Below are 13,750 nucleotides of genomic sequence, written 5' to 3'. Positions count from 1 at the left end.
TTGAAAACACACTAAGAATTATGAAAAAAGGATGGTTATACGCCGCAGGTCTGGTTTGCCTGATGGCTGCTTGTACCGGTACTCCGCAATCCTCTGCAGATGGATTATACTCGATTGATGTGGCAGGTGCTATGGAGAAGCCTGCTGAGTTGAAACTTTCGGAATTGGGAAGTGATGTGCGTTATGTTTTGTTGGAAACTACTGATTCATGCTTGATAGGTGGAAGTCCTAATATTCTATTGCTGGATAAGCAAATTGCAGTTGTTTCAGGAAAAAACTGTTTTTTGTTTGATAAGGAAACAGGCAAGTTCTTAACTAAGGTTGGTCATGTGGGAGAAGATCCGGAGGCATATTCAGGACCGGCACCTACGTATAATGATGTGGACGGACTGCTTTACTTTATGCGTCGCCCTGCTACTTTGCAAAAGTATGATATGCAGGGAAAGTATCGCGGTAAACTGACTATTCCTACCCCTCCGGCCTCACCGGGAGATTTCTGTTTTACAGATTCATTGGTGATCGGACATTATAATAATCTGGCTATGGGATACAATGCCCGTTCGCTGCTATTTTTCAACGAGGCGGGCGAACAGGTGGATACGGTTCCCAGTCTATTTCCGATATTGCCGGAAAAGGGCGTGCAGGATATTGCCAGCATCAGTGTGATCAAGCAAGGCAATGCGGCTATTGTTTTGAGTAACTTTAAAGGTGGGGAGAATTCGGCAAGTATTACAGGTATTCCCTTCTTATGGAAGAGTGATGGAAAAGTACGGTTTAAAGAGAGTTTTAATGATACGATCTATACCGTAGAAAGGAATGGTCTGGTTCCTTATATTGCATTCGCTACCGGTAAATGGCATTGGGGAGCAGAGGCGCGTACCGATTCTAAAGACAATGAAAATCGCTTGTTGGTAGGTTGTATTTTTGAAACAAAAGATAATGTCTTCTTCCAGTGTATCCAGGGATTGTATTCAGATCCCAAGACATTCAATGGTATTTATGACCGGAAAGCAAAGACTACCCGTATGTATGCCGAAGCAGATGGTATAACGGATGACCTGAACGGATTTATGACTTTTCGTCCTAAAGCATGTAGCATGAAGGGAGAATATGGAATGATTATAGACTCCGGCACTGTATTGGAATGGCTGGAAGAAAATCCCGAAGCAGCGGAAAATGACAAGCTCTCAGTACTGAAAGAATTGACGGATGATTCCAATCCGATAGTCGCTATTACAGTACCCAAATAAAAAATGGCATGTATTCTTGTCCACCCCTTTTGGGGTGGGCAAAAATGTATTTCTTTGATAATTAGAAAAATAATAGTTTAAGAGCTATCTGTTTTTGTCCATATACCTATAATGGTTCGTAACAGGAAAACGACTAATTTTGCATACATTAAGTGTAAACGGAAAAACTAATATCGAATGATAAAGACACAGAACTATCGGCTTTTGCTCTGCCTGGCACTATTTGTACTGGCAGCATGCTCCGGTGCGAAAAAAGAAGAAGCTGCCGACGAAGGAGTGGCAACCGTATTGCCGGATGAGAAAAATGAAGTGACAGTGACGACCTTAAAACGGCAAACGTTCAACCATGAACTGGTAAGTAACGGTAAGGTTGTGGCCGGAGGAATGGCAGATTTGCGTTTTGAAAGTTCGGGGATCGTGGCACAGATTTATGTGAAAAACGGTGACCGGGTGCATAAAGGACAAAAACTGGCAGAACTGGATAAATTCCGTTTAAAGAATAAGACCGCTCAAACCAAGGATGCTTTGGAGAAAGCGAAATTGGAATTGCAGGATGTATTGATTGGTCAGGGATATGCGGCAGATGCTACAGCCAAAGTGCCCGATGATATTATGCAATTAGCACGAGTAAAGAGCGGTTATGATCAAACCCTTTCCCAATATGAACTGGCTAAATATGAAGAAGAGCATGCCACGTTGGTTGCTCCTTTCGATGGAGTGGTAGCTAATCTTTTTTCTAAACCATACAATGCTGCTAATACTTCCGATACCTTCTGTTCCATTATCGGTACACAGGGCATGGAAGCAGATTTTACTGTATTGGAGAGTGAACTTCCCCTTATTAAGAGTGGAGATAAAGTCGTTGTGACTCCTTATGCCGATCCTTCCGCGAAATATGAGGGCCGTATTTCGGAAATAAATCCCCTGGTGGATGACAAAGGTATGGTAAAGGTGAAAGCCATTGTCAGCGGACAGGGCAAACTGTTTAATGGCATGAATATTCGGGTGAATGTGCACCGCTCGCTTGGCGAACAGTTGGTAATTCCTAAGAGTTCCGTGGTGCTGCGTTCCGGTAAGCAAGTGGTCTTCACGTTGAAAGATAATAAAGCCAAATGGAATTACGTGCAGACAGTATTGGAGAATTCAGAGAATTATACCATTGTGGAGGATGAGGTGCATGAAGGAGACGTGGTGATTGTGACGGGTAATGTAAACCTGGCTCATGAGGCACCGGTGATAATTAAAAATTAATAATTAAAGGGGGATGGTTAAGTTTCTGGTACATCGGCCCATTGCCGTATTAATGGCGTTTACCGCATGTTTTATTGTCGGTCTGGTGACGTATTTCACGTTGCCGGTATCTTTGTTGCCGGACATTGCCATTCCGGAGATTACAGTACAAATCTCGGCGCAGAATACTTCAGCCCGTGAGTTGGAGAATACTGTAGTAAAACCGTTGCGGCAACAGCTGATTCAGGTGGCACGCCTGAAAGACATGGACAGTGAAGCGCGGGATGGGGCAGGACTTATCCGCCTGAGTTTTGATTTTGGCACGAATACCGACCTGGCTTTTATAGAGGTGAACGAGAAGATCGATGCTGCCATGAACTACCTGCCTAAGGATACTGAACGCCCTAAAGTAGTGAAGGCAAGTGCTACTGATATTCCGGTATTTTACCTTAACCTCACTTTAAAGAATGACAGTGCTTACGGACAAACCGACGAAAGGGCATTTCTTGACTTGTGTGAGTTTGCTGAAAATGTTATTAAGCGTCGCATCGAGCAACTGACAGAAGTAGCAATGGTGGATGTCACCGGCTTGGTGGAACGGCAATTACAGATTGTACCGGATAAAAATAAACTTGCAGTTCTGGGACTTTCCATTCAGGATGTAGAAACAGCACTTGCGCAGAATAATGTGGAACCGGGTAGTATGACCGTACGTGACGGATATTATGAATACAATATCAAATTCTCTACTTTGCTGCGCACGGAAGATGATGTGAAAAATATCCTTATTAATAAAGAAGGCCGTATTATCCGCCTGGAGGAATTTTGTGAGATCGGCGTTGTTTCCGTTAAGGAAAAAGGAATCTCTATGAGCAATGGTAAACGGGCAGTGACACTGGCCATTATCAAGCAGGCAGACGAGAATATGGATGACATGAAGGAGGCTATCGGCGGCACTATGGATTATTTTCAAAATGTATATCCGGATATCGAGTTCAGTGTCAGCCGCAACCAGACGGAATTGCTGGATTATACCATCTCCAATTTACAACAGAACCTTTCGTTGGGTTTCCTCTTTATCTGTATTGTAGCTGTCCTCTTTCTGGGGGATGTCAAATCACCGTTCATCATCGGGTTGAGTATGGTGGTTTCCATTGTAATCTGTTTCCTCTTCTTTTATCTGTTCAAGATGTCTTTGAATATCATATCCCTTTCCGGACTGATTCTGGCGTTGGGTATGATGATTGACAGTTCCATTATTGTAACTGAGAATATTTCGCAATACCGGGAGCGGGGGTATTCGTTGAGGCGTGCATGTATTGCAGGTACCAGTGAGGTGGTTACGCCTATGCTCAGTTCCTCATTGACTACGATAGCGGTATTCGTGCCGTTGATTTTCATGAGTGGTATTGCCGGAGCTATCTTCTATGACCAGGCTTTTTCTGTAACGGTCGGATTGATGGTATCTTATTTTACAGGTATCATGCTGTTGCCGGTGCTCTATATGTTGGTATACCGCACGGGTTTGCGTAAGTCATGGTTCTCGCGCATCCACATTAATAATCCTATTAAGGAGCATACGCTCGACCGTTTCTACGATGCAGGAGTCGATTTTATATTTGCTCATAAGACAGCCAGTGTAATATTCTGCATTATCTCCGTTCCTTTGTGCGTATTTATGTTCTATTTCATTGGCAAGGAGCGTATGCCTGAGATAGATCAGAACGAATTGATAGCCCGTGTGGAATGGAATGAGAATATCCATGTGGACGAGAACCGCCACAGAGTAGACGCTCTGTTTGGTACATTGAGAGAAGAGACAGTAGAACAAACTGCTGCTATCGGACAACAAGACTATCTCCTGAACCGGGAACAAGCACTATCCTCTTCGGAAGCTGAATTCTATTTCAAAACAAAGAATTCATCGGAGATACCTCCTTTACAGGAAAAGGTCTATCGCTTGCTCAAGTCAGAGTATCCATTGGCTGTTGTCTCTTTCTCGCCTCCTGAAACGGTATTTGAGAAACTGTTTGTGACGGGAGAAGCTGATATTGTGGCTGAACTCTATTCCCGCAATAAGGAAAAAGTGCCGACTGCTGATGAATTGCGTGGTCTGGAGAATGAATTTATAGCTCGCACGGGATATGCACCTACAGGTATTGCTTTTGAAAATCAGTTGAATATCCGCATTAATAAGGAAAGACTATTACTGTATAATGTTTCGTATGATGAGCTGTATCGCGTACTGAAGACTGCTTTCAAAGAGAACAGTGTGGCGACTCTTCACTCTTATCAGCAATATCTTCCGATCAGTATTGTAGGAGAGGAGCAGACCGTGAATACTATTTTGCAGGAGACACTGGTGCAGACACGGGCGGACAAGGACGGTGTTGAATATCTGCCTTTGCGTGAACTGGTATCGGTGGTGACGGCGGAAGACTTGAAGGCCATAACTGCAGGACGCAACGGAGAGTACGTTCCTTTCCGCTTCTACGAGGTGCAAAAAGCAGAACCACTGATGCAGCAAGTGAAAGAAGTTGCGGATGTTACCGGAGATTGGGATACAGCTTTCTCAGGGAGTTTCTTCTCCAATCGCAAGATGTTGGATGAGCTGGTAGTCATTCTGTTTATTTCCATTCTGTTGATGTATTTTATTCTGGCGGCACAGTTCGAGAGTTTTGTGCAACCGCTTGTCGTACTGCTTGAAATACCAATAGACGTAGCATTTGCCTTGGTACTGTTGTGGATATGTGGACATACGCTGAATCTGATGTCTGCTATCGGCTTAATCGTAACGTGCGGTATCATTATCAATGACTCTATCTTGAAACTTGATGCGATCAATGAATTGCGTAAGACGGGGATGCCGCTTCTGGAAGCCATCCATGAGGCGGGAAGGCGCAGGTTGCGTCCCATCATTATGACCTCACTGACCACTATCTTTGCCATGGTGCCGTTGCTGTTCTCTTTCGATATGGGATCGGAATTGCAGAAACCGCTTTCCATTGCTATGATTGGGGCGATGTTTATCGGTACGCTGGTCAGCCTGTTCATTATTCCTTTGATATATTGGTTTATTTACCGGAACAAAAAAGCTTGATACAATGAAGAAACTTAGTTTGATAATTCTATTCGGACTTTCTCTGACGCTTCCTGCCATTGCGCAGCAGCAGATAACGCTGGATTTGCAGCGAACCATCACCATGGCAAACGACAGTTCGCTGGAAGCTTTCCGTACCAAAAATATGTACCTGTCCGGTTATTGGGCGTACCGCACTTATAAGGCAAACCGTTTGCCGAGCTTGACTCTGAATATGACCCCTGCACAATACAACCGTGACATCACAAAACGTTATGACTCTGAACAGGACTTGGATATTTACCGTAGTCAACAATCTTTCTATGCTTATGGTAATCTGGCCATTAAGCAGAATTTTGACTTGACGGGTGGTACGTTCTATCTGGATACAGAGTTGGGGTATATGCGTAGCTTTGGTTCTAATAGTTATACCCAGTATACCAGTGTTCCTATACGTGTAGGTTATTCACAAAGTCTGGTAGGCTATAATCCTTTCCGTTGGGAACGGAAAATAGAACCGTTGAAATATGAAAAGATAAAGAAAGAGTATATTTATAATGCCGAACAGGTTTCCGAACAGGCCACTACCTACTTCTTTGAACTAGCTATGGCGCAGGCCGAATATGATCTGGCAAAAGAAAATGTTGCTTCTTCCGATACGCTTTATCGCATCGGCATGCAACGCCTGAAGATTGCCTCTATCAGTCGTGCAGACCTACTGACACTGAAACTGGACGTTGTGAATGCCCGTAATACTTTGCAAAATGCAGAAAGTTCATTGAAGCGTGCTATGTTCTCATTGGCCTCTTTCCTTAATTTGGAAAAGAATACAGAGATACGGCTTGTTCTTCCCAGTCGTCCCGGAGAACTGACTATTCCGGTAGATGCGGCTTTGGATGCTGCGCGTACAAACAACCCTAATTTTCTGGGTTTGCGTCAGGATGTATTGGAGGCTGAACAGAGTGTAGACAAAACCAGAAAAGAATCCCGCTTCAATGCCAGTATCAATGCCAGTGTTGGTTTCAATCAGGTGGCAGAGAAGTTTGGTGAAGCCTACAACCGCCCTATGCAACAGGAAATGGTTTCTGTCAGTGTTTCTATTCCTTTAGTAGACTGGGGGGTGCGCAAGGGTAAATACAATATGGCTCGTAATAACCTGAATGTGATAAAGACTTCTTCCCGCCAGAGCGAAATCAGTATTGAAGAAGAAGTCATTATGACTGTAAGCGATTTCAATGTCCAGCAAGATTTGGTGACGAGTGCCGAGGAAGCTCTTGACCTTTCTATCCTGGCATATAATGAAACCCGCCAGCGTTTCATCATCGGGAAAGCTGACATCAGCAGCCTCACCCTGTCATTGAACCGCCAGCAAGAGGCTCAGCGCAATTATATATCGGCCCTGAAGAACTACTGGCTGAACTACTACAAGATCCGTAAACTGACCTTGCATGATTTTGCCAGCGGCTTCTCCCTCTCCGATAAGTTCGACTACAGCCATTAATCCTGCGTTGATCGTGTTTTTTAATTTTTAATTATTAATTTTTAATTATGCAACGCCTCTCCCCTTTCACCCTCATCGTCACCTTTGTCTATCTGGCACTGGTGGGTTTGGCTCTGGTTCCGATGCTTCCGGTCAAGCTGAATCCATCGCGCACATTGCCGGGCTTCACGGTGCGCTTCAGCATGCCGGGCACTTCGTCGCGGGTGGTGGAGATGGAGGCGACGAGCAAGCTGGAATCCATGTTGGCCCGTATCAAAGGGGTAAAGGCCATGTATTCTACTTCCGGCAACGGTTATGGTTATATAACAGTGGATCTGGATAAACACGCTGATGTAGATGCAGTACGTTTTGAAGCTTCCACAATCATTCGACAGACGTGGTCGCAATTACCTTCCGGAGTGAGCTATCCGTACATCGATATGAAAGTACCCGATGAGAATGCATCACGCCCGTTTCTTTCGTTTACACTGAATGCGCCATCCACGCCTATACTGATACAGCAATATGCGGAAGAGCATATCAAACCCCGGTTGGCTCAACTACGAGGTATATATAAAATTGATTTAAGCGGTGCTACTCCGATGGAATGGCGGTTGGAGTATGACAGTGAACAATTACGGATATTGGGTGTCAGTATCTCGGATATCCGGCAGGCCATCCAGTTACACTATAACAAGGAATTTCTGGGTACACACAACATGGATACACCCGAAGGCAAACAATGGATACGTCTGGTATTGGTGCCCGATGGAGTCAGTGGGCAGTTCGACCCTTCGGATATCACTGTGACGGCTTCTGACGGAAAAATCATCCACTTAGATGAACTCGTAAAGGTAGCTCACGTGGAAGAAGAACCTCAAAGTTATTATCGGATCAATGGTCTGAATTCCATTTATATGTCGATTACAGCGGTGGAAACTGCCAATCAGTTGCAACTGAGCAATGAAGTAATGGCAGAAATGGAAGACATACGTCTGACATTGCCTCCCGGCTATGAGGTGCATACCAGTTATGATGCTACGGAATATATTCGTGAGGAACTTAATAAAATTTATTTCCGTACCGGATTGACGGTGCTTATTTTGCTGGTGTTTGTCTGGATTATCACATTGAATCTGAAATATCTGCTTCTCATAGTCACCAGTTTGGCAATAAACATTGCCGTTGCAGTTATTTTCTACTATATGTTCGGTCTGGAGATGCAATTGTATTCATTGGCAGGGATTACTGTGTCCTTAAATCTCGTGATAGACAGCACTATCGTTATGACTGACCATATCTTGCACCGACGGAATCTGAAAGCTTTTATGTCCGTGCTTGCAGCTACTTTGACCACGATGGGAGCTTTGGTCATTATCTTCTTCCTGGACGAGAAGATCCGGTTGAATTTGCAGGATTTTGCTGCTGTAGTGATTATTAACCTGGCAGTTTCTCTTTTTGTTGCTCTTTTCTTTGTACCGGCTATGATTGAAAAAATTGGCCTGGTGAAGAAATCTTCAAATAAGACCTCGCGGCACAAAAACAGGCGAATGTTATTTCGTCCTTATCAGTGGTTGCAGAATGCGAAGCAATGGATGCGCCGACATATACGTATTCGCAGGTTGACTGTTTATTTTACCCATTTCTATCAGGTGCTTATTCGTTTTCTTCTCCGTTGGCGGGTGGCGGTGTGCATTGTGCTGCTGCTGGGGTTCGGATTGCCGGTCTTCCTTCTTCCTGAGAAGTTGGAAGGAGAAGGTAAATGGGAGGAAAGGTATAATAAGACATTGGGCTCTTCTACCTATAAGGAAAAAGTGAAACCTATAGTGGATAAGGCTTTAGGCGGAAGCTTACGGCTGTTCGTTCAGAAAGTGTACGAAGGTAGTTATTTTAGTCGTAATGAGGAAGTTGTGCTTTATGCCAATGCCAACTTGCCAAATGGAAGTACGCTGGAGCAAATGAATACATTGGTGAAGCGTGTAGAGACTTATCTTAGTGGTTTTAAGGAGATCAAGCAGTTTCATACTTCTGTGTATAATGCACGTAGAGGGAATATTCAGATTTATTTTAAGAAAGAATATCAGCATAGCGGTTTTCCGTATACACTGAAAGCAAATCTGATAGGTAAAGTTTCTGAACTGGGTGGCGGTAGCTGGGATGTATATGGCTTGCAAGATCAGGGATTCAGTAATGACGTTCGTGAAAGCGCAGGTTCTTATCGTATCAAGATGTACGGGTACAATTATGATGAACTCTACGCATGGGCCGATAAGTTGAAAGAAGTATTGCTTTCGCACCGGCGCATTAAAGAGGTATTTATCAAATCGGAATTCTCTTGGTGGAAGGATGATTACCAGGAATTCTATTTCAACCTGAATAAGGAGCGCATGGCGCAGGAAGAAATTGATGCACAACACCTGTTTGCAGCTATTCAGCCGATATTCGGTAAGAACATGCAGGTGGGTTCGGTTATGACGGAAAGTGGCACGGAAAGTGTGAAACTTTCTTCACGTCAATCACGTGATTATGATGTGTGGGCTATGCAGTTCTTCCCGTATGGTGCGGATGATGGAAAGCACTATAAGCTTTCCGAATTGGCTACGGTGGAAAAGGGGCAGATGCCGCAGCAGATAGCTAAAGAAAACCAACAATATCGCCTTTGTCTGCAATATGAATATATCGGTTCGTACGAACAAGGTAATAAGATACAGAAGCGGGACTTGGAAGAGTTTAATAAGCTGCTTCCAATGGGATATACAGCCGAGTCGGATAGCCAATCGTGGGCATGGAACAAGAAAGATAATAAGCAATACTTGTTGCTGTTGGTTGTGATTGCTATTATTTTCTTTACGACGAGTGTGCTGTTCAATTCGTTAAAACAACCTTTAGCTATCATTTTCGTCATTCCGGTATCTTATATCGGTGTATTCCTCACATTCTACTGGTTCCGCCTGAATTTCGACCAGGGAGGTTTTGCATCCTTTGTATTGCTTTGTGGTATTACCGTGAATGCCAGTATTTATATTTTGAATGAGTATAACAGTATTCGCCGCCGCTTTCCGCGTCTTTCCATGCTTCGTGCTTATACCAAGGCATGGAATGCCAAAATATTACCTATTTTCCTTACTGTAGTTTCCACGATTTTGGGCTTCATACCTTTTATGGTCGGGACGGACAAAGAGGCTTTCTGGTTTCCATTGGCGTCGGGTACTATCGGTGGGTTAATCATGTCTATTATCGGTATTTTCTTCTTTTTACCGGTATTTTGTCTACCGAGAAAGAAGATACTCAAATCAAAACTGCATAAGGTTTAAAGGGAATTCATCTACAGAAATACTAAAACATACTGGCAGAAATGTAAGTTTGAAATGGATGATGTTTATGAAAATCAGTATATTTGTAGCATCATACATGAATAATAACCTATGCATATTATATTGAAACTGCTATTGCTACGGGAACGGCTGTTTTGCTTGTTATTTCTTTTCGGGATGACTGTACTTGCAGCATCTTGTCAGTACCCTGAAAGGGAAGTTTCTGTTCGTCGCACTACGACTTTAAGAGCTGCCGACACAGTACAAAGCCCGTCGTTGAAGGCTTTCATTTATTGCTATTATGGTCGTCGAGGCTTAAATGGGGGACACTCTGAGGATGCGTTGCACTACTTTTCGCAAGCAGCCGGGTTATTCAAACAGAAGTCTTTGACAGGGTCTTATGCCAATGCTTTACGAAATATGGGGCGTGCCCATCTTTTGTCTTCCCGTCCGGATAGTGCTTTATATTGTTACTTGCAGGCGCAAGAGGTTGTAGCTGACTTCGATCCCATCTTATTTATGGATATTTCTACCGAATTATCTGTTATATGTCAAAATGTGGAAGATTGGGAAGAGGCTAAACGGCAAATGCTTCAATATCGTAGAAGATCGGCAACGGACGAACTTCCGATGCGACGCTCTTCTATAATAGGGATGTTCCTGATAAAGGAGGATTTTATGAATGGAAGGAAGCGGAGTCTGAGTGCATTACAAAGTGAAGAGTTTGAGATAAAAGATTATCGCCGGTTCGCTTCAGAATATCAGGAACTTTATATGGCTTGGTGTCAGATGAATGAAGATCAGCAGGAATTGGATCGTGATATAAAGGAGAAATACAATAATGAAGTTCTGAAGAATGAAAACCAGAGGATTAGAAACGAGTTGCTGAGCCGTAAGGTATGGTTGTTGTCTATCGGCTTTGGAGCAATGTTTTTGGTTGTAATTGGTTTTGTGTCTTTCCATTTATATAAACGGAATGTTCAGAGGCGTATCGAAAGTTTGCTTGCCCGCCTGAAAGAGAATGAGAAACAATTGGATGAAGGAAGGGTGGAATCGGAAGAAGAACGGGAGCAATTATTGCAAGAGAATAAAGAGTTGTCCCAACAGATAGAAAGATTGTCAGTCCGGCAAAAGGATAAGGATGAACTGAACTCTTGTTTGCAGAAACTGAATATATCCTATACAAAACAACTGAAAGAATATCAGGAAATTCATTCGTTATTGCCTGTTGAACGTACACTTGCATTGAGCCAGTTATGTCAGTTGCGTTGCCAGCCGCTATATGGATTGGTGAAATCGGATGAGGAGTGGATGGAGATATTTGCTATAATCGATACCCTTTATGGTGATATATCGGCAAAACTGGATGATTATAAACTTGGCATGCAGGAACGGAGGATCTGTTATCTTATCCGTGCCGGGTTCACTAATGCCATGATTGCTACTGTTACTAATGTGACCGCAGATGCTATTGCGAAGTCAAAGCAACGTATGAAGGGTAAGTTTTTGTTGTCCGGCGGTGATGCTTTTGATGACTTTATACGGAAATTGTAGAGAATAAGGGGAATGTTTTGTCCGGTTGAGGCTCTTCTTTTTGCTTTAGTTTTGGGGTTAATATATTGATTTTTAATATTATAATCTATTTGTTTTTTGTCCGGTATCTTTTCTTGTTTAAGTGTAGCATCCTGCCTACCTTTGTTATATTCCAAGTGGAGATGTTAGCTGCATTTCAACTTTGATGCTGATACCGTAAGGCTTTGATCATAATGGAGTAGCTGGCTGTTATGATGGATAGGGCGGAGTCTTTTCTCTATTGTTTTACTTAAAATTGAATGCTTATGAAAAAGATTTTAAATGTCTCGGAAATGAAGCAGGTGCGCGGAGGGGCACAACCTTCCAGCATGTGCGGTGAAGGTGAACAACTGTATTTTTGTAGAACCTCTTTTGAAGGAGGGGCTATTAGTACAGGTTCAGTTTGTGCTAAAAGTGCTGCGGCTGCTAATGTTGCAATAATAAAGAAATATATGGATGAAGCGCAAATTGCTGCTACTCCTCAATGTTTTTGATACTTTAAATTAGTACTGATGCAATAAATTGAACTATCATTCTACTGTATTTTGAGAGACTTTTGTTTTTCTTATTTTAATTTGAAAAACGACGTTTTACTATAAAAATATTTATATCATGTGGTACAATGATAATAATAAAATTTATTGTATCAATAGTATTTTTTAATAATGAATATGGGTTCTATGCTTTAAGGAAAAGTGGAAATGGAACCCATATTTTTAATATGATATACAATGAAACAACTTTTCTTGTTAATAGTAACTCTTTTGTTTCTTGGTTGCAATCATCAGCAAAGTACGGAACTTCTGGAAATAAAGCCGATTGATGAATTGCTAACTGAGATACCTGTATCAGAGTTTGCAGATAGTGTTTTTTTGATACAACTTGATAATAGGTTTCTATTGTCAAGCTATGGGAATCCCTGTTTTACTGATAGTTTTTTTTTGTTAGCGTAACAGAAGGTGTTTTGAAGTATTCATATACCGGAGAGTTTCTTATGAAAATAGGAGGAATAGGACAGGCCCCAATGGAGTATAATAGAAATAAATTAATGGCAGTTGATACTTGTAATAAGCGGATTCGTGTTTATAGTATACCGGAAAAAGTGATGATTAATTATTCTTATGATGGGGTGTTTCAGAATCGTGTTTATTATGATTTACCAGATGATACTTATGGCTATCCAATGATGATGCGCATTCTTGGTAACAAGTGCTATTTCTTTTATCCATCAATGTCAGGTTTGTCTGATCCCTATTATTGGGTGATAACAGATACTTGTGGGCAAAGTTTAGAAATTAAACAAAAGCATGGGGAGCCTGTGTTAAAGAATGGGTATGCATGTGGAACTTATTGTGGTTCTTCTTCTAATAATTCTTTGTTATATTATAATCTGTTTAATGATACTATTTTTCGATTTACGGAACAGAGTGTTACACTTGCTTTTTTGTGGGAACGGGGGAAACATCGTGTGTCTGCATTGAATGAAGACATAAGTGAAGATATGATGGTTTTTACGATGTTTGCTGAGACAAAAAGATTCTTGTTTTTTAAGTGGATTGATGCTGGCTTTAAAACTTTCTCTTCTTTTGGTTTCTACGATAAAAAAATGCAAATATTTATGGGGACAAAGAAACTTCTGGATGATTTAAATACTCAAATAAATATTCCTTTAAAATGGGTATTTTCATACTCTCAAAGAGCTAATAGAGATTATATGATAGGAAAGATTGAACCATATGAATTACCGGAAGAAATATTGCAAAGAGAGAATATCGATTCTGAGGGTAATTTAGTCATGATAATGATTCGATTGAAAGATGAATAA

General features: G+C 42.1%; 8 protein-coding genes. All 8 read left to right on the top strand.

Annotated elements, in window-relative coordinates:
* Positions 1 to 20: 20 nt before the first annotated feature.
* The 8 genes from DWW10_RS08485 (at position 21) to DWW10_RS08445 (ending at position 13,750) form a co-directional block, all read left to right on the top strand.
* Complete coding sequence (locus DWW10_RS08485; RefSeq protein ID WP_022394189.1) at positions 21 to 1,250, top strand: DUF4934 domain-containing protein; 1,230 nt, start codon at positions 21 to 23, stop codon at positions 1,248 to 1,250.
* A gap of 177 nt (positions 1,251 to 1,427) precedes the next feature.
* Positions 1,428 to 2,501 carry an efflux RND transporter periplasmic adaptor subunit gene (locus tag DWW10_RS08480; RefSeq protein ID WP_022394188.1) on the top strand — a complete coding sequence of 358 codons (1,074 nt, stop codon included), beginning with the start codon at positions 1,428 to 1,430 and terminating at the stop codon, positions 2,499 to 2,501.
* 13 nt (positions 2,502 to 2,514) lie between these two features.
* A complete protein-coding gene (locus DWW10_RS08475) occupies positions 2,515 to 5,580 on the top strand; it encodes an efflux RND transporter permease subunit (protein ID WP_022394187.1) in 3,066 nt (1,021 codons plus the stop codon).
* 4 nt (positions 5,581 to 5,584) lie between these two features.
* Positions 5,585 to 7,060, top strand: coding sequence for a TolC family protein (locus DWW10_RS08470; RefSeq protein ID WP_022394186.1), 1,476 nt, complete (start codon positions 5,585 to 5,587; stop codon positions 7,058 to 7,060).
* Between the two features lie 47 nt (positions 7,061 to 7,107).
* Positions 7,108 to 10,353, top strand: coding sequence for an efflux RND transporter permease subunit (locus tag DWW10_RS08465; protein ID WP_022394185.1), 3,246 nt, complete (start codon positions 7,108 to 7,110; stop codon positions 10,351 to 10,353).
* A gap of 177 nt (positions 10,354 to 10,530) precedes the next feature.
* Entirely contained in the window at positions 10,531 to 11,907 is a 1,377-nt protein-coding gene (locus tag DWW10_RS08460) for a hypothetical protein (RefSeq protein ID WP_259320441.1), read from the top strand.
* Between the two features lie 284 nt (positions 11,908 to 12,191).
* Positions 12,192 to 12,419 carry a hypothetical protein gene (locus DWW10_RS08455; protein WP_022394183.1) on the top strand — a complete coding sequence of 76 codons (228 nt, stop codon included), beginning with the start codon at positions 12,192 to 12,194 and terminating at the stop codon, positions 12,417 to 12,419.
* A gap of 470 nt (positions 12,420 to 12,889) precedes the next feature.
* Positions 12,890 to 13,750 carry a 6-bladed beta-propeller gene (locus DWW10_RS08445; RefSeq protein ID WP_022394181.1) on the top strand — a complete coding sequence of 287 codons (861 nt, stop codon included), beginning with the start codon at positions 12,890 to 12,892 and terminating at the stop codon, positions 13,748 to 13,750.

The sequence above is a fragment of the Bacteroides intestinalis genome (assembly GCF_003464595.1).
GTDB lineage: Bacteria > Bacteroidota > Bacteroidia > Bacteroidales > Bacteroidaceae > Bacteroides > Bacteroides intestinalis_A.
This window is presented reverse-complemented; position numbering and strand designations above follow the sequence as displayed.

Excerpts from the sequence above, each read along its gene's own strand:
- DWW10_RS08455 (WP_022394183.1), top strand. The coding sequence starts at position 12,192 with ATGAAAAAGATTTTAAATGTCTCGGAAATGAAGCAGGTGCGCGGAGGG.
- DWW10_RS08475 (WP_022394187.1), top strand. The coding sequence starts at position 2,515 with ATGGTTAAGTTTCTGGTACATCGGCCCATTGCCGTATTAATGGCGTTT.
- DWW10_RS08470 (WP_022394186.1), top strand. The coding sequence starts at position 5,585 with ATGAAGAAACTTAGTTTGATAATTCTATTCGGACTTTCTCTGACGCTT.
- DWW10_RS08465 (WP_022394185.1), top strand. The coding sequence starts at position 7,108 with ATGCAACGCCTCTCCCCTTTCACCCTCATCGTCACCTTTGTCTATCTG.
- DWW10_RS08480 (WP_022394188.1), top strand. The coding sequence starts at position 1,428 with ATGATAAAGACACAGAACTATCGGCTTTTGCTCTGCCTGGCACTATTT.
- DWW10_RS08460 (WP_259320441.1), top strand. The coding sequence starts at position 10,531 with ATGACTGTACTTGCAGCATCTTGTCAGTACCCTGAAAGGGAAGTTTCT.
- DWW10_RS08485 (WP_022394189.1), top strand. The coding sequence starts at position 21 with ATGAAAAAAGGATGGTTATACGCCGCAGGTCTGGTTTGCCTGATGGCT.